The sequence below is a fragment of the Amycolatopsis sp. cmx-8-4 genome (genome assembly GCF_046548675.1).
In the GTDB taxonomy this organism is placed as follows: Bacteria; Actinomycetota; Actinomycetes; order Mycobacteriales; family Pseudonocardiaceae; genus Amycolatopsis.
Genome location: NZ_JAEBDZ010000013.1, coordinates 132,568 through 152,698, shown reverse-complemented (window position 1 = coordinate 152,698; position 20,131 = coordinate 132,568). Strand labels below are relative to the sequence as shown.

Annotated in this window: 19 protein-coding genes and 1 pseudogene; 14 read left to right on the top strand and 6 right to left on the bottom strand. The window is 72.7% G+C overall.

The features are described from left to right. Positions 1-6: 6 nt before the first annotated feature. Entirely contained in the window at positions 7-1,413 is a 1,407-nt protein-coding gene (locus ACLJQZ_RS27185) for an MFS transporter (RefSeq protein ID WP_410622697.1), read from the bottom strand. 80 nt (positions 1,414-1,493) lie between these two features. Further along, positions 1,494-1,967, bottom strand: a complete 474-nt coding sequence (locus ACLJQZ_RS27180; RefSeq protein ID WP_410622696.1) for an SRPBCC family protein — start codon at positions 1,965-1,967, stop codon at positions 1,494-1,496. Between the two features lie 194 nt (positions 1,968-2,161). Here ACLJQZ_RS27180 and ACLJQZ_RS27175 point away from each other — a divergent pair, with 194 nt between their 5' ends. Then, the gene (locus ACLJQZ_RS27175; protein ID WP_410622695.1) at positions 2,162-2,674 is read left to right on the top strand and encodes a bifunctional nuclease family protein; all 513 of its coding nucleotides are present in this window, start codon (positions 2,162-2,164) and stop codon (positions 2,672-2,674) included. 3 nt (positions 2,675-2,677) lie between these two features. Here the strand turns inward: ACLJQZ_RS27175 and ACLJQZ_RS27170 are convergent. Further along, positions 2,678-3,553, bottom strand: a pseudogene (locus ACLJQZ_RS27170) (LysR family transcriptional regulator). A gap of 267 nt (positions 3,554-3,820) precedes the next feature. On the opposite strand from ACLJQZ_RS27170, the gene ACLJQZ_RS27165 reads away from it, so the two are divergent. The 9 genes from ACLJQZ_RS27165 (at position 3,821) to ACLJQZ_RS27125 (ending at position 11,903) form a co-directional block, all read left to right on the top strand. Next, positions 3,821-5,230 (top strand): aminopeptidase P family protein, encoded by a 1,410-nt coding sequence (locus ACLJQZ_RS27165; protein ID WP_410622694.1) that lies wholly within the window; start codon positions 3,821-3,823, stop codon positions 5,228-5,230. A 71-nt stretch (positions 5,231-5,301) separates the two neighbouring features. Continuing rightward, positions 5,302-5,907 carry a helix-turn-helix domain-containing protein gene (locus tag ACLJQZ_RS27160; protein WP_410622693.1) on the top strand — a complete coding sequence of 202 codons (606 nt, stop codon included), beginning with the start codon at positions 5,302-5,304 and terminating at the stop codon, positions 5,905-5,907. A gap of 50 nt (positions 5,908-5,957) precedes the next feature. Then, positions 5,958-7,124, top strand: coding sequence for an NAD(P)/FAD-dependent oxidoreductase (locus ACLJQZ_RS27155; protein WP_410622692.1), 1,167 nt, complete (start codon positions 5,958-5,960; stop codon positions 7,122-7,124). Then, complete coding sequence (locus ACLJQZ_RS27150) at positions 7,121-7,384, top strand: (2Fe-2S)-binding protein (RefSeq protein WP_410622691.1); 264 nt, start codon at positions 7,121-7,123, stop codon at positions 7,382-7,384. Before ACLJQZ_RS27155 ends, ACLJQZ_RS27150 begins: the two co-directional genes overlap by 4 nt. Further along, positions 7,381-8,733 (top strand): NAD(P)/FAD-dependent oxidoreductase, encoded by a 1,353-nt coding sequence (locus ACLJQZ_RS27145; RefSeq protein WP_410622690.1) that lies wholly within the window; start codon positions 7,381-7,383, stop codon positions 8,731-8,733. The genes ACLJQZ_RS27150 and ACLJQZ_RS27145 overlap by 4 nt, the downstream gene beginning before the upstream one ends. A 7-nt stretch (positions 8,734-8,740) precedes the next feature. Beyond that, positions 8,741-9,652 (top strand): dihydrodipicolinate synthase family protein, encoded by a 912-nt coding sequence (locus ACLJQZ_RS27140; protein WP_410622689.1) that lies wholly within the window; start codon positions 8,741-8,743, stop codon positions 9,650-9,652. Next, a complete protein-coding gene (locus ACLJQZ_RS27135; protein ID WP_410622688.1) occupies positions 9,652-10,653 on the top strand; it encodes a proline racemase family protein in 1,002 nt (333 codons plus the stop codon). The genes ACLJQZ_RS27140 and ACLJQZ_RS27135 overlap by 1 nt, the downstream gene beginning before the upstream one ends. A gap of 70 nt (positions 10,654-10,723) precedes the next feature. Further along, complete coding sequence (locus ACLJQZ_RS27130; RefSeq protein WP_410622687.1) at positions 10,724-11,566, top strand: oxidoreductase; 843 nt, start codon at positions 10,724-10,726, stop codon at positions 11,564-11,566. A 13-nt stretch (positions 11,567-11,579) separates the two neighbouring features. Continuing rightward, a complete protein-coding gene (locus ACLJQZ_RS27125) occupies positions 11,580-11,903 on the top strand; it encodes a nuclear transport factor 2 family protein (RefSeq protein WP_410622686.1) in 324 nt (107 codons plus the stop codon). A 7-nt stretch (positions 11,904-11,910) separates the two neighbouring features. Here ACLJQZ_RS27125 and ACLJQZ_RS27120 read toward each other — a convergent pair whose 3' ends face one another. Both ACLJQZ_RS27120 and ACLJQZ_RS27115 read right to left on the bottom strand, forming a co-directional pair. Beyond that, positions 11,911-15,144 (bottom strand): TIM-barrel domain-containing protein, encoded by a 3,234-nt coding sequence (locus ACLJQZ_RS27120; protein WP_410622685.1) that lies wholly within the window; start codon positions 15,142-15,144, stop codon positions 11,911-11,913. A 136-nt stretch (positions 15,145-15,280) separates the two neighbouring features. Beyond that, positions 15,281-16,102, bottom strand: coding sequence for a class I SAM-dependent methyltransferase (locus ACLJQZ_RS27115; protein ID WP_410622684.1), 822 nt, complete (start codon positions 16,100-16,102; stop codon positions 15,281-15,283). 132 nt (positions 16,103-16,234) lie between these two features. On the opposite strand from ACLJQZ_RS27115, the gene ACLJQZ_RS27110 reads away from it, so the two are divergent. The 4 genes from ACLJQZ_RS27110 to ACLJQZ_RS27095 all read left to right on the top strand — a co-directional run bounded on the left by ACLJQZ_RS27110 (position 16,235) and on the right by ACLJQZ_RS27095 (position 19,484). Next, positions 16,235-16,633, top strand: coding sequence for an STAS domain-containing protein (locus ACLJQZ_RS27110; protein WP_410622683.1), 399 nt, complete (start codon positions 16,235-16,237; stop codon positions 16,631-16,633). A 223-nt stretch (positions 16,634-16,856) separates the two neighbouring features. Further along, positions 16,857-17,450, top strand: coding sequence for a TetR/AcrR family transcriptional regulator (locus tag ACLJQZ_RS27105; protein ID WP_410622682.1), 594 nt, complete (start codon positions 16,857-16,859; stop codon positions 17,448-17,450). Positions 17,451-17,478: 28 nt separating this feature from the next. Continuing rightward, positions 17,479-18,036, top strand: a complete 558-nt coding sequence (locus ACLJQZ_RS27100) for an NAD(P)H-binding protein (protein WP_410622681.1) — start codon at positions 17,479-17,481, stop codon at positions 18,034-18,036. After that, on the top strand, positions 18,033-19,484 hold the full coding sequence (locus tag ACLJQZ_RS27095) for an amidase (protein ID WP_410622680.1): 1,452 nt from the start codon (positions 18,033-18,035) through the stop codon (positions 19,482-19,484). The genes ACLJQZ_RS27100 and ACLJQZ_RS27095 overlap by 4 nt, the downstream gene beginning before the upstream one ends. Before the next feature lie 4 nt (positions 19,485-19,488). Here the strand turns inward: ACLJQZ_RS27095 and ACLJQZ_RS27090 are convergent, their stop codons facing one another. Then, positions 19,489-20,127, bottom strand: a complete 639-nt coding sequence (locus tag ACLJQZ_RS27090; protein WP_410622679.1) for a TMEM175 family protein — start codon at positions 20,125-20,127, stop codon at positions 19,489-19,491. Positions 20,128-20,131 lie beyond the last annotated feature (4 nt).

The window sequence follows — 20,131 nt, the reverse complement described above, 5'->3', positions numbered from 1 at the left end:
ACCGCCCTAAACACTCACGACAGGTGCGGCAGGGCTGGGTGGTTCGACGTGGTGGTCGGTCCGGCGGCGCGTGGCGATCAGCAGGCCGCCGGCTGACGTCGCCACGGCCGTGGCGAGGATCAGGAGCCAGCCGTGGCGGAAGTCCGTCAGGTCCGGGGTGCCCGCGAAGATCGCGACCAGTACCGCCGTGCCCAGGACCGTGCCGATCTGGCGGGTCGTGTTGACCATCGACGACCCCGCGCCCCAGCGGGCCGCGGGCAGGACCGTGCCCACCACGCCGGACAGCGACGGCAGGATCAGGCCGACGCCGATGCCGGTCAGCAGCTGCCCGGGCAGCATCGCGCTCGCGTAGTCGCGCGTGGAGTCCATGCGCAGCAACCAGATCAGCACGCCCAGCCCGAACGAGACGCCGCCGAGCGCGACGATCGGGCCCGGCCCGAAGCGGTGCACGAACCGGCCGCCGAGGATCGACACCGGCACCACCATCAGCGGGCCCGGCGCCAGCGACAGCCCGGCGAGCAGCACCGAGTCGTGCCAGATCGACGTCAGGAACAGCACGTTGCCGAACAGCATCGCGGCGAACCCGGCGGCGAACACCCCGGTCGTCACGCACGCCAGCCACAACGTCGGGACGCGCAGCGCGGGCAGGTCCAGCACCGGCACGGCGTGCCGCGCCGACCGCAGTGGCACCCACGCCAGCGCCACGACGGCCACGACGAACGCCGCCACGACGGCCGGTGAGCCCCAGCCGTGGTCGGGCGCCTCGACCAGCGCGTAGGCGAGCGCGCCGACGCCGACCAGGAGCCCGGCCGCGCCGAGCAGGTCGGGGACGCCGGTGCTCGTGTCGCGGGACTCGCGCAGCACGCGCGGGCCGGCCAGCAGCGTCAGCGCGCAGATCGGCAGGTTCACCAGGAACACCCAGCGCCAGGAGGCCTCGACGAGCAGGCCGCCGACCGGCGGGCCGAGCGCCGCGGCGGCCGCGCCCACCGACGCCCAGACGCCGACCGCCATCGGCCGCCGGTGCGGCGGGAACGCCGTCAGCAGCAGCGCCAGCGACGTCGGCATGACCAGGGCCGCGCCGATCGCCTGCACCGCGCGGAAGCCGATCAGCACGGGGATCGACGGCGCGATCGCGCACGCGGCCGAGGCGAGCGTGAACACCGCGACGCCGATGAGGAACAGCCGCTTGCGGCCGTAGCGGTCGGCGAGCCGCCCGGCGGGCGCGAGGCACGCGGCGAACAGGACCGTGTAGCCGTTGAGCACCCACGACAGCGTCGCGAGGTCGTCACCCGGGAACGCGGCCCGGATGCCGGGGAAGGCGATGGTGACGATGAACGTGTCGAGGCTGGCGAGGAACGCCGCCGTCGAGACGACCAGCAGCACGAGTCCCGGCTTGGGCGCGATGTCCGTCATGACCCTCCTAGGTTTGAAAAAGCAACCTAGCCGGGACAGTGAGTTTCAACAAGAGACTGACCAGTTCGGAGCGACCTAGCTCACGCTGCCGCCCGCAGCTCCGCCCGCGCCCTGAGCGCCGCGAGGGTGTGTTCGATCGACTCGACGTTGTACCCGGGCCGGTCGACGCGGCCGGTGACCTTCGGCCCCATGAACTTCCGCACGAGCCAGCTGCCGATCCGGTACCAGTTCTCGGTGACCACGCAGCCGGTCGCGGTAGGCGTCAGCACGTACTCCCACCGGGAGACGCGCGAGCCGAGCGGCGTCCGGACGTCGAAGGCGAACCGGCGGTCCGGCTCGCAGGCGACCACCAGCACCCGCGTCCACCACTGCAGCTCGCCGTTGCGGTTGCGGCCGCGGAACCGCGCGCCCAGCGCCGGGCCGGTGCCGTCGAGCCAGCGGCCGCCGATGTTCTCCGGGCTCAGCTCGCCCATCCGCGGCAGGTCGGTGACCCACGACCACACCGTGTGCGCATCCACCGGAACGTCGATGCTGCGCGAAATCGTCGGTTCCACACCCGTGACGGTGACAGTGGCCGGCACCACCCGGCAAGGGGATCCGGCGTTGTCCGCAGTGCAGAAGAGCCGGTCGTTTCGGGTGGTCAGGCGCGGTAGGCCGAGCTGGTGAAAAAGTTGCGGCCGAAAGCAGGGTGTAAACGCGGACTTTCTGGGTACCTCGCGCGCGGAGGAGTCCTTATACGGAGGGTGCGGTGGTCAGCGTGATCCCGATCGAGGTCGTGGGGATGGCCGTCCCGGTTCCGGGAGAGGCCCCCTTGATGTTGCTCCGGGAATCGGACGGGGCTCGCCGCTGGCTCGCGATCATGATCGGGTACGGCGAGGCCGAGGCCCTGGTCCGGGCGCGCGAGCAGATCGAGCAGCCGCGGCCCGGCACGATCGAGCTGCTCGGCGACGTCCTCGCGGCGTTCGGGCAGGGAGTGGCGGCGGTCGAGCTGACCGAGGTGCGCGACGGCATCTTCTACGCCGACCTCGTGCTCGTGGACGGCACCCGCGTGTCGGCCCGGCCCAGCGACGCGGTCGCACTCGGCCTGCGCCAGGGCGCGCCGATCCAGGTCGCCGAGGAGGTGCTCGACGTCGCGTCGGTCCAGCTCGAGGTGGAGCAGGAGGCCGAGGGCCCGGCGACCGACGTGCTCGACACCGAAGCCGAGGTCGCCCGCTTCCGCGCCGAGCTCGACGGGATCCGGCCCGAGGACTTCGACCTCTGACGCTCAGCTGCCGTCGCCGAAGTAGCCGACCAGGCTGTCCCAGGACCGCTCGTCCCGCCTGCGCGTCCACCACGACCGGAACGGGCCCGGCGCCATCGCGTGCCGGGTGTAGGACGTCATCGCCGCGCGGTAGACCTGCTCGGCCTGGTCCCACGTGACGCGTTCCTTGCGCCAGGCCAGCACCAGCCGCATCCGCATCGGATCGCCGGCCAGCGGCCGGACGACCATGCCGGGCTGCTCGGGCGCGGTCGGCTCGACCAGCTGCACCGCCTGGCCGGCCGCGACCAGCTGACGGCCGCCGCCGTTCGGGCACTCGAAACGGATCCGCGGGGTGAACCCGGCGTGGTGGGCCGCCGCGCGCAACGACGTCAGCGAACCGTCCTCGGGGCCCGGCGGGCCGATTCAGGCGTCGTCCGCCAGGTCGGCCAGGTCGACCTCGGTCCGCCCGGCCAGCCGGTGGCGCGCGGGCAGGCCGATGAAGACCGGGATCCACGGCAGCAGCACCCGGTGCCCGAGGTGCTTGGCCAGCGGCACCTCCTGGTCGTCCGACATGGCGATGACGGCGACGTCGAGGGTCGCGCGCGCCAGCGAGTGGGCCAGCACCGCGCTCGACGATCCCAAGTGGACGGTCACCTCGACGCCGGGCAGCGCGTCGTCCAGCCGCTCGACGAACGTCGGCAGACAGTCCATTTGGGACGATCCCAGCCGCAGCGGCCCGGTGCCGGTCGAGCCGAGCAGGTCGGCCTCGAACCGGTCGAAGTCCAGCAGTAAAACCCAAGCCCGGCGCAGCGTCTGCTCGCCGGCCGGGGTGGGCGTGACGCCGGTGTGGCTGCGGACGAACAGCGGCGTCCCGATCTGCCGCTCGAAGCGCTGCAACACAGCGGCTTCGCGGGGGTTCCGGGTGGCGGAGCCCCCGGCCCGGGGCGAAGGCCCGAATGTCACAGGACGTCAGCGACGGCTGGGACACGCCCAGCGCGGCGGCCGCCTGCGACAGGCTGCCGCCTCGGCGATGGCGCAGATCGCCCGCAGCTGCCGGCTCTCCAGGGCCATAGCCGGAGTCTATCGCCGTGAGCCATTACGGCCCGGGCGTCCACGGTGTGAGGCTCGTGGCGAAAGTCTGTCCTCTAGAACGTGGAAGGGGAGCCGATGACCGGCGACCGAACCCGGCCCGACCTGCGTGCGCTGCTGGACGCGAAGGGGTTCCGGAACTGGATCCGCGACGGCTGGGAGCCCGCCGCGGACGTCGTCGAGGTGCCGGCGGGCACCGCCGAGGCCGCCGCCGCGCACCGCGGCCGGCTGTCCGCGGCGCTGCCCGGGCACCGGATCGCCCTCGCGGCCGGCCGCGCCGTGGTGCGGTCCAACGACACCTTCCACGGCTTCCGCGCCGACAGCGACTTCGTCTGGCTGACCGGCTGCCAGCGTGAAGGCGCGATCCTGGTGCTGACCCCGGCCGGCGACGGCCACCACGCGACCCTCTACGTCCCGCGCCCGGCCGAGCCGGACGAGACCGACTTCATCGGCGACGCCGACACCAGCCCGCTGTGGGTCGGCTCCGCGGCCACCCCGGCCGCGTACGCCGAGGCGCTCGGCCTCGAGTGCCGCCCCCTGGAAGACCTGCCCCGCGGCCTGCGCGGCCGGCACCCGCAGGTGCTGGTCGCCGCCGGGGTCGACCCGGTGCTCGACGCGTACGGCCAGGGCCACAGCGAGCGGCTGCGCACGGTCCTCGCGGAACTGCGGCGGCTCAAGGACGACTGGGAGGTGGGCCAGCTGCGGGCCGCCGTCGACGCCACCGCCCGCGGGTTCGCCGACGTGCTCGCCGCCCTCCCGGAGGCGGTGCGCGGCGGCGGGGAACGCTGGCTGCAGGGCACGTTCGACCGGCGCGCCCGCACCGAGGGCACCGGCCCCGGGTACACGTCGATCGTCGCGGCCGGGCGGAACGCGCCGGTGCTGCACTGGACGCGCTGCGACGGGCCGGTGGCCGAGGACAGCGTCGTGCTGCTCGACGCGGGCGTCGAGCTGGATTCGCTGTACACCGCCGACATCACCCGCACCTTCCCCGTCTCCGGGGAGTTCACCGCGGCCCAGCGCGACGTCTACGACCTGGTGCACACGGCCCACCGCGCCGCGCTCGCCGAGGTCCGCGCCGGCAACGACTTCGGTGCGTTCCAGACGACCGCGCTGGGGGTGCTCGCGAAGGGGCTGCACGACTGGGGCGTGCTCCCGGTGTCGGTGGACGAGGCCCTGTCGCCCGACGGGCAGCAGCACCGCCGGTACATCGTCTGCGGCACCGGCCACTTCCTCGGGCTGGACGTCCACGACTGCGCCGCCGCGAGCCCGGCCGCCTACCGGGCGGGGCCGCTGGCCGAAGGGATGGCGCTGGCCGTCGAGCCCGGCCTGTACTTCCACGCCGGCGACCGCACGGTGCCGCCCGAGCTGCGCGGGCTCGGCGTGCGCATCGAGGACGACGTCGTGGTCACGGCGACCGGGTACGAGCTGCTGTCCTCGGCGTTCCCCTCCACGGCCGAGGAGGTCGAGGCCTGGGTCCGCGTGGCATGATGACGTCCGATCGGTAAAGCGAACGATTCGCCGCACCGATCGTACGGTTTGCCGAACGAAAGGGAGCTGCGGTGGAGGACTCGGCGCCGTCGATCCGGGACATGCTGGCGGTCAACCTGCGGGCCGCGCGGACGGCCCGGGGGCTGTCGCTGTCCGAATTGTCCCGCCGGTCGGGGATCGGGAAGGCCACGCTCTCGCAGCTGGAGTCCGGCGGCGGGAACCCGACGATCGAGACCGTGTTCAGCTTGTCGCGGGTGCTCGAGGTGGCCATCTCCGACCTGCTCGACCAGCGCGCGGGCGGCGCGCTCACGGTGGTGCGGGCGGCTGATGTCGAAGTGCTCCGCGGCGAGGGCGTCGACCTGCGCCCGCTGCGCCGGATCGAGACCGGCGACGGCGTCTTCGAGGTCTACGACCAGGTCGTGCGCGGGGACGCGCCGCAGCGGTCGCGGGGGCACGTCGGGATCGAGCACACCATCGTGCAGACCGGCAGCCTGCGGGTGGAGGTGGCCGGCCGGACGGTGGACGCCGGCCCCGGCGACTACGTCGCGTTCGACGCCCGCGAGCCGCACTGCTACACGGCGCTGGCGGCGCCGGTGCACTCGGTGCTGCTGCTGCAGTACCGCGCGGACGAGCGGCTCGACGGCCGCCCGCACCCGGTGCTGCCGACCGGGCGTTGACACGGTCCGTCCGAGAACCTAGCGTTCGGTTTGACGAACGCGGAGGGTCGATGAACGGAACGCGGGTGGTCGTGCTTGGGGCCGGTGTCGTCGGTGCCGCGTGCGCCCGGGAGCTGAGCCTGGCCGGCTTCGACGTCGTGGTCGTGGACCGGGGGCGCCCGGCCGGCGGGACCACTTCGCACGGCGAAGGCAACGTGCTCGTCTCCGACAAGGGGCCGGGTGCCGAGCTGGCGCTCGCGCAGCTGTCGGCCCGGCTGTGGCCGCGCGTCGTCGCCGAGATCGCGGCCGAGGACCCGCGCGCCGCGGCCGCGACGGAGTTCGACGCCAAGGGCGGCATCGTCGTCGCCACCACCTCGGCCGGCGCCGCCGCGCTGACGGCGTTCGCCCAGGCGCAGTCCGCCGCTGGGGTCGTCACGAAGTCGTTGTCCCCGGCCGAAGTCGCGGACCTCGAGCCCGCGCTGACCCGGTCGGTCGTCGCGGCCGTCCACTACCCGGAGGACGCGCAGGTGCAGCCGGCCGGCGCGGCGCTGGCGCTGCTGGGCTCGGCCCTCGCCCACGGCGCGCGGCTGCGGCCGGACACCGAAGTCGTCGGCGCGGTTGTGACCGGTGGGCGGATCACCGGCGTCCGCGTCCCCGGCGAGGTGATCGACGCCGACGTCGTGGTGAACGCGACGGGACCGTGGGCCGGGATCGTGTCCGCGCGCCTCGGCGCCCCGATCGCCGTCCGGCCGCGGCGGGGTGAGGTGCTGGTGACCACGCCGATGCCGGGAGTGGTGCGGCACAAGGTGTACGACGCGGACTACGTCGGCGCGGTCGGGGCCGACAGCGGTGAGCTGCAGACGTCCGCCGTCGTGGAGTCGACCTGGGGCGGCACGGTGCTGATCGGCTCGTCGCGGCGTCAGGTCGGGTTCGACGACACGCTCCGGCCGGACGTGCTGGGCGCGATCGCGGCCAAGGCGCTGCGCTTGTTCCCAGCCCTGGCGGACGCGGCGGTGATGCGCGCGTACGGCGGGTTCCGGCCGTACGTGGACGACCACCTGCCGGTGCTGGGCCCCGACCCGCGGCTGCCGAACCTGTGGCACGCGACCGGCCACGAAGGGGCGGGTATCGGCCTGAGCGTCGGGACGGCGCTGCTGCTGCGCGAGATGCTGACCGGTGTTGCGCCGTCGTGCGCGGTGGAAGAGTTCACTGTGGACCGTCCGGCGGTGCCGGCATGAGCCGGCCGATCCGCATCACGGTGGACGGCGAACCCGTGGCGGGCCTCGCGGGCCAGACGGTGGCGGGAATCCTGCTGGCGTCGGGCCGGTTGTCGTGGCGCACCACGCGGTCCGGCGCGCCACGCGGGGTGTTCTGCGGCATCGGCTCGTGCTTCGACTGCGTGCTGACGGTGAACGGAGTTCCGGACGTCCGCGCGTGCCGCCGCCGCGCGGCCGACGGCGACGAGATCCGCACCCAGACCCGTCAGGAGAAGTCATGACCCGCCAGGTGGTCGTCATCGGCGCGGGCCCCGCAGGCTTGGCCGCGGCCGAACACGCGCTGCGAGCCGGCGCGGAGGTCACGGTCCTGGACCAGTCCGATGTGCCGGGCGGTCAGTACCACCGAACGCTGGCGGAGGCTTACGAGAGCCCACACCCGGAGCAGCACGGTTTCGCCCGGAAGCGGCGGGTGCTGGAGCACCCACGGTGCCGGTGGTGGCCGAACAGTGCGGTCTGGGCGCTCGATCGCTGTGAGACCGATCGTGCGCCTCGGGTTCACGTGCTTCGTGGTCCCGCCGACGGTTTCGCTCGGGAGCGGCACGTCCTCACCCCCGACGCGCTCGTCCTGGCCACCGGCGCGCACGACCGGACCCTGCCCTTCCCCGGCTGGCAACTCCCGGGCGTCTTCACCGCCGGTGCGGCGCAAACCCTCGCCAAAGGTGAGCGCGTCGCGATCGGGCGGCGGGTGCTCGTCGCCGGGAGCGGGCCGTTCCTGCTGCCCGTCGCCGAGTCGCTGCTGAGCGTCGGGGCAGAGGTCGTCGCGATCCTGGAGGCCAATCCGAACGCGACTGTCCGAAAAGGATGGTCCAGGCAGCCGTGGCGGCTGGCGCGGCACACGACCAAAGCGGCCGAACTCCTCCGCTACGCCGCCACGCTCGCCCGGCATCGCGTGCCTTACCGCATGGGCCGCACCGTCATCGAAGCACGCGGGGACGACCGGGTCCGTGAGGTCGTGACCGCTCGGGTCAACCCCGACTGGTCGGTCGTCCCCGGCACCGAACGGATCTACGAGGTCGACGCCGTCTGCGTTGGGCACGGCTTCGTCCCACAGCCCGAACTCGCCGTCGCCGCGGGTTGCGTGCTCGACGACGGCTTCGTGCGGGTCGACGCCGAGCAGCGCACCACCGCCCCCGGCGTCTTCGCCGCCGGGGAGATCACCGGGATCGGCGGGGCGGTCGCCGCCGCGGCCGAGGGGGCGGTCGCGGGTCACGCGGCTGCGGGAGGCGAGCCGGATCGGGGCCTGCGTCGCGCCAGGGACCACACCCGGGAGTTCGCCAAGAGGCTGGCCGAAGCCCATCCCATCGGCGACGGCTGGTCCGGGTGGCTGCGGCCCGACACGATCGTCTGCCGCTGTGAGGAAACCACGGTCGCCGACCTGCGACGGGCGGCGAGTGGTCCCGTCCAGGCCGGATCGCACGCCCTGAAACTCGGCACCCGTGCCGGGCTCGGACCGTGTCAGGGCCGGATGTGCGGCCCGGCCGTCGCCGAACTCTGCGGGGGTGCCGAACGGCACCACCGTCCGATCGCCCAGCCGATCCGGCTCGGCGAACTCGCCGAGCCCGAGCCCTAGGAGTTCCATGAGCACCCGTGACCTCGGTGGCGTCGTCGTCGCCACCGCGCTGCCCTACCGTCCGGACGACGCGGCCCCCGCCGGCCTCGCCGTCGACTACGACGCCTACGCCGAGCACTGCCGCTGGCTGGTGGCCAACGGCTGCCGCGGCGTCGGGCCCAACGGCTCCCTCGGCGAGTACTCCTCGCTCACCGACGTCGAACGCCGCCGTGTTGCCCGCACCGCCATCGAGGCCGTCGGTGACGACGGGATCGTGGTCGTCGGCGTCCACGGACCCGGCGCGCACCAAGCAAAACAGTGGGCCGAAGCCGCCGCCGAGGACGGCGCCGACGGTGTGCTCTGCCTGCCGCCCACCCTCTACCGGGCCAACCGTGGCGAAGTGCTGGCCCACTTCGAGGCCGTCGCCTCGGTCGGGCTGCCCGTCATGGTCTACAACAACCCCTTCGACACCAAGGTCGACCTCACGCCCGACCTGCTCGCCGAGATCGCGCGGATCGACAACGTCGTGGCGGTCAAGGAGTTCTCCGGTGACGTCCGGCGCGTGCTGGAGATCCGCGAACGCGCGCCGGAGCTGGCCGTGGTCAGCGGCGCCGACGACGTCGTGCTGGAGAGCCTGCTGATGGGCGCCACCGGCTGGTTCGCCGGCTTCCCGAACGTCTTCCCGGCTGAGTCGGCGCGCCTGTTCGACCTGGCGACGTCCGGCAAGCTCACCGAGGCGAAAGCGCTTTACGAGCCGCTGGTGGCCGCGTTCCGCTGGGATTCGCGCACCGAGTTCGTCCAGGCCATCAAGCTGGGCATGGACCTGGTCGGCCGGTACGGCGGCCCGTGCCGCCCGCCGCGTGGGCCGCTCACCGACGAGAACCGCGCGCAGGTCAGGGAAGACATGAACCGCGCGCTGAGTGCGCTGGGCGTGGCGTGATGCGGTCCTCGCGCGCGATCTCCGCCGTCGACTCGCACACCGAGGGCATGCCGACGCGGGTCGTGACCGGTGGCGTCGCCGTCATCCCGGGCGACACGATGGCCGAGCGCCGCCGGTACTTCCTGGAGCACCTCGACGACCTGCGGCTGTTCCTGATGAACGAGCCTCGCGGCCATTCCGCGATGAGCGGCGCGATCCTGCAGCCGCCGTGCCACCCGGACGCCGACTGGGGCGTCGTGTACATCGAGGTGTCCGGCTGTCTGCCGATGTGCGGCCACGGCACGATCGGCGTCGCCACCGTGCTGGTCGAGACGGGCATGGTCGAGGTCACCGAGCCGACGACCGTCGTGCGCCTCGACACCCCCGCCGGGCTGGTGCATGCCGAGGTCACCGTGCACGACGGCCGTGCCGAGCGCGTCAAGCTCCGCAACGTGCCGTCGTTCCTGGCCGAGCGCGACGCCGTCGTGGACGTGCCCGGGCTGGGGGAGGTGCGCTACGACCTGGCCTACGGCGGGAACTTCTACGCCATCCTCGACCTGTCCCAAGTGGACATTCCGTTCGAACGCCGGGAGAAGGACCGGATCCTGAGCGCGGGCCTGGCGATCATGGGCGCGATCAACGAGCAGCGGCCGCCGAAGCACCCGGCCGACCCGCTGATCGGCGGCTGCAAGCACGTCCAGTTCCTCGCCCCGGGCTCCGACGCCCGCGCCTCCCGCAACGCCATGGCCATCCACCCCGGCTGGTTCGACCGGTCGCCGTGCGGCACCGGCACGTCGGCCCGGATGGCGCAGCTGCACGCGCGCGGCGAGCTGCCGCTGCACACGCCGTTCGAGAACAGCTCGTTCATCGGCACGACGTTCACCGGCGAACTGGTCGCCGAGACCACGGTCGGCGGCGTGCCCGCGGTGGTGCCGGAGTTCTCGGGCCGCGCGTGGATCACCGGCACCGCGACCTACCTGCTCGATCCGGCCGACCCGTTCCCGACCGGGTTCGTCCTGTGAGCTGACGTCCCGACCGCGAAGCTACAGATGCTATAGTCAATCCTATAGCGTCTGTAGTGGAGGTGGGTACGTGCGGAACTGGTTCATCACCGGCGGCACGCCGGGCGGGTTCGGCATGGCGTACGCCGAAGCCGCGCTCGAAGCGGGCGACCGGGTCGTGCTGACGGCCCGGCGTCCCGAGGAGCTGAAGGAATGGGTCGCCGAGCACGGCGATCGCGCCCACGCGGTACGGCTGGACGTCACCGCGCCCGACGAGGTCCGGCGGGCCGTCGCCGAGGCGCGGGAGCACTTCGGCGAGATCGACGTGCTGGTCAACAACGCCGGCCGCGGCTGGTACGGCTCGGTCGAGGGCACCGCCGACGACGTCGTGCGCGCCTCGTTCGAGCTGAACTTCTTCTCCGTGGTGACCGTGCTGCGCGAGGTGCTGCCGGGCATGCGCGCCCGCGGCTCCGGCTGGGTCGTCACGATGTCGTCGGCCGCGGGGATGGACGCTGTCCCGGGCTTCGGCTACTACAGCGCGGCGAAGTTCGCGGTCGAAGGTCTGTCCGACGCGCTGCGCCAGGAGGTCGAGCCGTTCGGGATCAAGGTCCTGCTGGTCGAGCCCGGCGCGTTCCGGACGCACGCCTACGCCGGCTTCTCGGCCGAACCGGTCCGCGAAACCGTCGACGCCTACGAGCCGTTGCTCGACGCCGTGCGCACCGCCTTCGTCGAGCAGGACGGCCGTCAGCCGGGCGATCCCGCACGCGGCGTGCGCGCGGTGCTGGCGGCCATGGAACGGCCGGACCCGCCGCACCGGCTCGTCCTCGGCGGCCCGGCCTTCGACAAGGTCACGGCCAAGCTGCGGCGGACCCTCGATGCCGTCCGCGCGGACGAGGCCGCGTCCCGCGGTGCCGACTTCCCTGACGTCGCCTAGGAATGGAGAGACCGTGCTCGATGACAGCCCGGACGCCGTCCGCGCCTACCTGGCCCTGACGATCGCCGGTGACCGCACCGCCGCGATCGTCGCGTTCGCCGACGACGCTCACGTCACCGACGACGGCGCGAACCACGACGGCGGCGCCGCCGTCCGCGCCTGGCTCGACCGCCCCGCCGGCGACTACACCTTCACCACGACACCGCTGTCTGCCCAGTCCACATCGGACGGTTCAACCATCGTCACCTGCCGCGTCGAGGGGAACTTCCCCGGCGGCTCGTCGATCTGGACCACCGGTTCACCCTCGACGAGACCCGCCGTATCTCACGGCTGGTGATCGAACCTCACTTGTAGGCGACCGTCACCGGCGCGTGGACACTCCGCGGCGGGAGCGTGACGGTCAGGGTGTGCGTCGCGGCGTCCCAGTGGTACGCGCCGGGCGGCAGCCGGTCACCGCCGGCCGTGACCGCCTTCGGCGCGGTGGCCCCGAGGAACGTCACCGTCCACCGGCGATCCCGTACCTGACCGGGGAAAGAGCCGTCCGACGGGTCGATCCGCACGGTGTGGCTGCCCGCGGTGTAGCGGACCTTGGTGGTCGCGCTCCGGCCGCTGCTGCCGTTGTCGTCGTAGAGCGTGAAGGTGCTCGACGCGCCTTCGGCGACGGTGAGCGTCAGCGCGTCGAGCGGATTGCGGACGTCGTCGGTGACGTTCCTGGTCCGGCTCGGCACCATCCCGCCGGCCTTGACGAACACCGGCATCGTGCTCAGGTCGGTGGTGACCGCCTGGGTCGTCCCGCCGGCGTAGGTCCGGCCGGTGAAGTAGTCCGTCCACTGACCCTGCGGGAACCAGACGTTCGTCGTCGCCGACGTGCCCGGGGTGGTGACCGGCGCGACCAGCATGTCCGGCCCGTAGAGGTATTCGCTGCCGGCCAGCTGGTACGCGTTCGGCTCTTCGGGGTAGTCGAGGTAGAGCGGCCGGGTCACCGGGACGCCGGTCGTGGCCGCCTGCTGGGCGAGTGTGTAGGTGTAGGGCACGAGGTTCTCGCGCAGGTTGAGGAACTTCGTCGCCGACGCCTTGGCCTCGGGCCCGTACTGCCACGGCAGCCGGTCGCTGTGGTTGCTGTGCAGGCGATCGATGGGCTGGAACGTGCCGAGCTGCACCCAGCGCGCGTACAGGTCGTCCGGCAGCTTCCTGGTGCGCCCGCCGTCGTAGGTCTCGGAGCCGGGCAGGCCGGTGGTGTCGTTGTGCCCGCCGATGTCGTGGCTGACCGCGGACATGCCGGTCGCCGCCGCCTCACCCGGGGTGTAGCCGACCTCCATGCGCAGCGTGCCCCAGGTGGACGACGTGTCGCCGGTGAAGTGGATCGCCGAGCGCTTGTCGGCCCACGGGCCGGTCGGCACGGCGGCCGGGTTGCCGTAGCCGCCCGACTGCAGCGAACCGTAGGCGCGGGAGATGACGAAGCCGCGGCCGATCGCGCGGTCCGCGTCGTCGGCGTACTGCTGGTTGATCCACGCGTCCGGGGTCACACCGTCCAAAGAGGACTGCGAGCCGTCGCAGCACCAGTCCAGCCACCAGAAGTCCACGCCCTGGCGGTCCATCGTCTTGTGCAGGTCCAGGTAGGCCTTGAGCTGGTTCGGGTCGCCCCAGTCGAAGGAGTAGCAGTCGCCGCCGCCCCCGCCGCCCCCGCCGGACCCGCAGTTGGCCGTCTTCGTGAGCTTGCCCTTGGCCGTCGCCTGCGCCTGCGCGAACTGCGGGTCGGTGCTGCGGATGCTCGGGTGCGTGTTGAATGTGTTGTGCAGGCCCTGCGCCGCGGACCAGTCGAAGAACGCCTTCGGGTCGGGGAACTTCGCGGGATCGATCTCCCACCCGTTCCAGGTGTCGGGCGCCTTGAAGTCGGTGTCGGTGACCAGGACGTCCAGCGGGACGCCCTCCGCGCGGAACCGCGGCAGGATCGTGTTCTCGTAGTCCGCCGCGGTGCGGTCGATGTACTCCGAGTACCAGACGCCGTAGGCCCAGCGGGGGAGCATCTCGGGCGGCCCGGTGAGGGTGGCCAGGTCGCCCAGCGCCCGCTGGTAGTCGTGGCCGTACCCGAAGATATAGCCGTCGCGGTACGGCTTGCCGCCGTGGTCGCCGCGCGGGGTGGGCTTGCCGGCCCGCTGGTCGTAGACCGCCGAGACGGTGTCGTCGAGGAGGTACCAGCCGTCGCGGTAGAGCAGCCCGGGGACCGTCTTCGGGTCGCCGTTGTCGCCGTTCACGCCGTCGAGACCGCGGCGGTAGCCGCCGAGCGCGAGGTGCGGCGCCGGCGCGGGCGCCCCGGCGGGCGTCACCGCGAGGGTGTCGAGGTTGACGTGGCAGCTGGCGGGGTCGGGACAGCCGAGGGTGACGTCGTTCGTGCCGGCTTTGAGCGCGACCGGGACGGACGCGGTGCCCCAGGTGTCCCAGTTGTCCGTGGCGGGCAGGGAAAGCACCTGCGTGGCGCCGCCGGCCGAGGCCGTCGCCGTGCGCATCTGGTGCAGGCCGTCGCCGCCGACGCCGTTGGCGTAGCGGACCTGGAGGGAGTACGTGCCGTCGGCGGGCACGGCGACCACCCGCTGGGTCAGGCTCGAGCCCTGGTTCAGCTCCGCGAGGAAGCCCTGGCCGGCGTACCCGGCGTGGTCGGACGCGAGCTTCGCCGAACCCGCGGTGCGCGCGGACTCCGCCTCGCAGTCGACGCCGAAGCGGCAGTCCAGCATCGCTTTCGCCGACGACGGCGGGTAGCTCGCGTCGAGGCTCAGGAGCGCGACGCTGTCGACGTTGACGTTGCCCGAATCCGCGGCCGCGCGCGTCAGGGCGACCGTGTGCCGGCCCGCGGCCAGCTGCAGCGGGACGGACGCCACGCTCCACGTGTCCCAGTTCGCGGTGACCGGCAGGGAGACCGTCTGGCTCGCGCCGCCGTCGACCGAGAGGGACAGAGTGCGCGTGACGTGCTGGCCGTCCCCGGCGACGGCGTTGGCGTAGCGGGCGTCGAAGCGGTACGCGCCGGCCGTGGGGACGTCGACGTCGGCGGAGAGCGAGTTGCCGGTGCCTTCGAACCCGGCCACGAACCCGCCGCCGGTGTAACCGGTGTGGTCCGCGGCGACGGCCAGCCCGCTGTACTGCAGGTCTTCCGCCTCGCACAGCGCGCCGGCCGCGCACGTCAGGCGCTGCCACGGCGTCGAGATGACCGGCGTCGGGCCGGCGTTCTCCTGCACGACGAGGTTCTGCGCGGTGAACGGTCCCGAACCGAGCTGGTACCGCAAGGTGACCGCGCTCGTCCGGATCGTCAGCCAGCCGCCGGAAGTGGTCGAGCTGAACGACGTCGGCCCGAACGCGTCCCGGCCGATCGCGGTGAAGGTGGGGCGGTCGAGGAACTTGCCGTCGGCGGCGTACTCGGTCCGGATCAGGGTGGGGGAGAGCACTTGGAAGCGCGCGTCGCCCGCGGACACCGTCCGCGGCCGGGACGTGCCCGCCGCCGGTCCGGATCCGGCGACCGTCAAGGCCGCCACCGTGCTCAGGACCGCGACGACCGCGCAGGACCTCCGCCAACCGTTCGATGCCAACGGGCTGCTCCGTTCCCGGGACCGCTTACAACGTTGTAAATCTGGTGGTGGTGATCAGAGCACAGGCGTTCGACGGCTGTCCAGAGCCGGCCCGGATGTGTCCCGCGATCTGGCCGGGTGCGGTGCTCCGAACGGCTCAGGGCCACCAGAGGTCGACGGAGATCTCCCGCAGCCGCTCGGTGAAGACGCCCGCCGGGTTGGCCTCGTGCAGGAGCTGCCGCAAGTCGGCCTCGAACGCTTCGCGACGGTCGCCGAACAAGTGCGGTGCCGCGCTGGACAGCGAGAAGACCGCGGCGACCACGGCGTCGGCGTCCTTCGTGACGACCCGGCCCGGCACCTCGAACCGCCGCGGCCCGCGGAACCCGGCCGCGCGGTAGATCTCCGGCTCGCCCGCCGCCGTGCCGTCGGGGAGCACGCCCTGGCCCGCGCGGCGCACCGAGCCGAGGTACCGCCGCACGAGGTCGGTGATCGCGTCGTGCGGCGGTGCTTGGTCGTCCGGATCGACGCCTTGGTGCGTCATGGCGTGGACGTGGGCGCAGGCGCCGCCGGCGGCCAGCATCCCGTGCACGGCCGCCGCGACCGCCGGGCGGTCCAGCCAGTGGAACGACTGGGCGAAGGTGACCAAGCGGAATTCGCCCAGATCCGCGGGCAGCTCCTCGGCCCGCCGGTGCACCCACCGGCAGGTGCGGACCTCCGCGTCCGCCGCGCGCCGGGCCGCCTCGGCGAGCATGTCCGGATCGGCGTCCAGACCGACGGTTTCGTCGAACCGGCCGGCCAGAAGCAAGGTCAGCGACCCGGGTCCGCAGCCGACGTCGAGCAGCCGGCCGGTCCCGTCGAGCCCCAGCTCGGCCGTGAACGCCTCCGCGAGGGTGTCTGGGTAGGCAGCGCGGCCGCGCGCGTAGTACGCCGCGCTGCCGGAATACAGCGACGGATCCCAGTCCCAGCCACCGGAGATCACGGTGTGCAGCCTAGAGCGGCCGGTCCCCACCCGGATAGCGCGTTTCCCGGCCGGAGGTTTGGGTATCACGATCCCGTCCTTGATCACTTTCCCGCGACGCCGGCCCGCCGGCGCGGAAGGCCAGCCGAACCCGTGTCCCCTCAGCTACCGATCCCCGTCTCCGGCCCGCGCCCCCTCGCGGCGCGCCGGACGGAGTACCGTCCCGGCCTGCTGATCCTGACCTTCGCCGGGGAGATCGACGCCCTGACCGTCCCGATCCTGGAGCGCGAGCTGCGCGACACCCCACCGGGTACGACGCTGGTGGACCTCACCCAGATCGCGTTCGTCGGCCTCGCCGGCGCCCGCGCCCTGGCGGCGGCCGCCGAACGGGCCGGGGCCGAGGGGCGGCACTTCGGGCTGGTGGCGAGTAGCCGCACGCTCGCACGGCTGTTCCGCATCACCGGCCTGGCCGCGGGCGTCCCGATGTTCGCGTCGCTGTCCGACGCGCTGCGGGAACTGCTCGCCGCCGGGCTCCGGGACACCGCCGGCTGACCGGTCGCGGCCCGAGACGGCTCAGGGTGAAGCAGGCGAGCCGGCTCGCTCGAGCCGCGGCTGGGGTTCCCGGCGCTCGGGTTCGTCGGCGGGACCGGCGGCCTGGGAGACGCCACAGGTGCTGTTACTCCGCCGGAGGATGACCACGTCGAGGTTGCTCTCCGGTGCGGGCGGGGCTACATTTGATTACGTACCGGTTTCGTTTCACAAATAGGAGGTGGGCGTGCCCAGTGCCCGCGACGCGCGGCCCGCTCGGGGCAGACCGCGCGACACCGGCCGGGACCTGGCGATCCTCGACGCGACACTGAAACTGCTGGTCGAAGTCGGCTACGACCAGCTGTCCATCGAGTCGGTCGCGGCCGAAGCCGGCGTGGGCAAACCCACGATCTACCGGCGCTACGCCGGCAAGGCCGTGCTGGTGGCCGCGGCGGTCGAGCACCGCGCGGCGAGCGTTCCGCCCGCGACCGGGACCGATGATCTGCGGCAGGCCCTGGTGCGGACCGTGGCATGGCTGGCCGAGCAGATCGCCGAGCAGGAAGTCGGGCTGCTCGGCGCTCTGTTCGCCGGCATGCGCAGCGATCCGGACCTGGCGGCGCAGATGCGGCGAATCCTGCGGCGCGACGAAGCGGCGATGACCGAGCAGCCCTTCGGCGGCGCGCGGGGCGAACACCTCGTCCCCGGGGCGGACAAGCTGTTCGCCGAGATCGTTCCGGCGCTCATCGTGCACCGGCTCGTGGTCGTGGGGGAGCCCAGCGACCGGAGCTTCGTCGAGCACATCGTCGACGACATCCTGCTGCCGCTGTTCCAGCGCCGGTGAGTGCCGGTCCTCGATTACCCAGGAGGCAATGATCATGATCGTCATCACCGGCGCTACCGGCGCCCTGGGCGGCGCCGCCGTCGAGCACCTGCTCGCGCACGTCTCCGCGGACCGGATCGGCGTCAGCGTCCGCGATGTCGCCAAGGCGCGGCACTTCGCCGACCGAGGCGTGCGCGTGCGGCGCGCCTCCTACGACGACCCGGCCGCTCTGCGTGACTCGTTCGAGGGCGCCGAGCGGGTGCTGCTGGTCTCCCAGAACGACCCCGGCGGCGACGGAACCGGGCTGCACCGCACCGCGATCGAGGCCGCGGTCGCCGCGGGCGCACAGCGCATTCTGTACACCAGTCACCAGAACGTGCGCGGCGACAGCCCGGTCGGCGGCCAGGAATTGAGACATCCATCCTGTTGCGCGATGCGGCACTTCATGGCCCGAGCGGGTTACATTTCCCGCTTTAGCCCTGTGACCTGCGGTGGGCCACCTTCGGCGGTGGAACGAGTGCGCGTGAAGCTGACTCATTGGGCCTCCCCGTTGCGTGAACCGGAATTTCGTGTCTTCTGTGGCGGGTCGATAGCTTCGAATTCATGAAATGGAGCTTTCAGCCGGCCGGAGAACTCGTTGCCGCGTTGCGTGCCGGTGCGGTGACGTCGGTGGAACTGACCGACGAGGCGATCGCCCGCATCGAGCGTGACGACGAGGTGATCAACGCGATCTGCGTGCGGGACTTCGACCGTGCGCGGGCCGCCGCACGCCGGGCCGACCAGGCCCGCGCGCGGGGGGAGGACCGGCCGCTGCTCGGCGTTCCGGTGACGGTCAAGGAGTCGTACAACATCGCCGGGCTGCCCACGACCTGGGGCATGCCGCCACACCGGGACTACGTGCCGGCCGAGGACGCGGTCCAGGTGTCGCGGCTGAAGGACGCGGGCGCGGTGGTGCTCGGCAAGACCAATGTGCCGTTGGGGCTGCAGGACATCCAGAGCTTCAACGAGATCTACGGCACCACCACCAACCCGTGGGATCACGGTCGCACGGCGGGTGGATCCTCCGGCGGGTCGGCGGCGGCCCTGGCGTCCGGGTTCGGCGCGCTGTCCATCGGTTCCGACATCGCCGGCTCGCTGCGCACCCCCGCGCACTTCTGCGGCGTCTACGCGCACAAGCCGTCGCTCGGACTGGCGGCCAGTCGTGGGATGGTCCCGCCGGCCGAGCCGGCGTTGCCGGCCGACCTCGACCTCGCCGTCGTCGGTCCGATGGCGCGCACCGCCCGCGACCTCACGCTCCTGCTCGACGTCATGGCCGGACCGGACCCGCTGGCGTCCGGCGTGGCGCACCGGGTGGCGCTGCCGCCCGCCCGCCACGAGCGGCTCGGCGATTTCCGGGTCCTGGTCCTCGACGAGCATCCGCTCATTCCGACCGGGTCCGCCGTGCGGGCGGGCGTGGACCGGGTGGCCGCCGCGCTCGTCGACGGCGGTGCCCGCGTCGCCCGGCACAGTCCGCTGCTGCCCGATCCGACCGAGGCGGCGACGCTCTACATGCAGCTGCTGATTTCGGGTTCCCCCGCGCGGTTTCCCGTCGAATCGCTCGAGCAGCTGCGGACCCGCGTCGCCGGGCTGAGCGCGGACGACCGGAGCCTGGACACCGTGCGGCTGCGCGCCATGGTGCTCAGTCACGGCGACTGGCTGGCGGCGAGCAACCGCCGCGAGGTGCACCGCCACGGCTGGCGGCGGCTGTTCGCCGAGTTCGACGCCGTGGTGTGCCCGATCACGCCGACGCCCGCGTTCCCGCACGACCACGACCCGAATCCGCTGGAACGGCGCGTCGACGTCGACGGCGTCGAGTACCCGTACTTCGACCAGCTCGTCTGGGCCGGCCTGGCGACCATGCCCGGGCTGCCCGCCACCGCCGTCCCCGCCGGCCGGTCTCCCGAGGGCCTGCCGGTCGGGGTGCAGCTCATCGGCCCGATGTTCCAGGACCGCACCCCGTTGCGGCTGGCCGAGCTGCTGGAGCAGGAGATCGGCGGCTTCCAGGCACCGAAGTAGGGCGTCACCGGACGGCGCGGCTCTGGATGCGGCGGGCGACGGCGAGCACGATCGGCGCCGCGAGCCAGCACAGGTACGCGCCGGTGCCGGTGATCAGGAACGAAAGGGGAACGGACAGCCCGAAGACAGCGGCCAGGCAGATGCTGCGCACCAGGCTCTGGGCGAATTCCGGCGGCGCGACGTCCGTGCGGTACAGGCGTTCGCGCCGGATCTCCCGGATGATCAGCGCGAACGTCGCGGACGCGAAGACCTGCACGAGCGCGTAGAGGCTGAACCGGGGCGGGAAGGCGCCGTCGGCGGTGAGCACCCGGGTGGCGAACGGCATCACGACCTGCATGAACAGCCACACCAGGGTGAGGCTGGTCAGGCGGGGGCTCAGCGAGCCGACGTAGCGGAAGATCTCGTGGTGGGCGCGCCAGTGGGCGGCGATCACCGTGAAGCTGAGCGCGAAGGCCAGGTACTCCTTGCCGTGGGCCAACGCCGAGCTCAGCATGGCGTCGGTGGTGTCGCCGGTGGGGACGGGCAGTTCCAGGGCGAGCAGGGTGAGCGCGATCGCGATCACCGCGTCGACGAACATGGTGAGCCGGTCGGCGGCGGCCGTGCGCGCTTCGCCGGTCTCGTTGTCGCTGTGCTGGGTTCCCATGGTG

What these genes read in the sequence shown, in the direction of transcription:
- ACLJQZ_RS27185 (WP_410622697.1), bottom strand. Translation starts at nt 1,413, where the DNA reads ATGACGGACATCGCGCCCAAGCCGGGACTCGTGCTGCTGGTCGTCTCG.
- ACLJQZ_RS27165 (WP_410622694.1), top strand. Translation starts at nt 3,821, where the DNA reads ATGACCGGCGACCGAACCCGGCCCGACCTGCGTGCGCTGCTGGACGCG.
- ACLJQZ_RS27155 (WP_410622692.1), top strand. Translation starts at nt 5,958, where the DNA reads ATGAACGGAACGCGGGTGGTCGTGCTTGGGGCCGGTGTCGTCGGTGCC.
- ACLJQZ_RS27150 (WP_410622691.1), top strand. Translation starts at nt 7,121, where the DNA reads ATGAGCCGGCCGATCCGCATCACGGTGGACGGCGAACCCGTGGCGGGC.
- ACLJQZ_RS27145 (WP_410622690.1), top strand. Translation starts at nt 7,381, where the DNA reads ATGACCCGCCAGGTGGTCGTCATCGGCGCGGGCCCCGCAGGCTTGGCC.
- ACLJQZ_RS27140 (WP_410622689.1), top strand. Translation starts at nt 8,741, where the DNA reads ATGAGCACCCGTGACCTCGGTGGCGTCGTCGTCGCCACCGCGCTGCCC.
- ACLJQZ_RS27135 (WP_410622688.1), top strand. Translation starts at nt 9,652, where the DNA reads ATGCGGTCCTCGCGCGCGATCTCCGCCGTCGACTCGCACACCGAGGGC.
- ACLJQZ_RS27100 (WP_410622681.1), top strand. Translation starts at nt 17,479, where the DNA reads ATGATCATGATCGTCATCACCGGCGCTACCGGCGCCCTGGGCGGCGCC.
- ACLJQZ_RS27095 (WP_410622680.1), top strand. Translation starts at nt 18,033, where the DNA reads ATGAAATGGAGCTTTCAGCCGGCCGGAGAACTCGTTGCCGCGTTGCGT.
- ACLJQZ_RS27090 (WP_410622679.1), bottom strand. Translation starts at nt 20,127, where the DNA reads ATGGGAACCCAGCACAGCGACAACGAGACCGGCGAAGCGCGCACGGCC.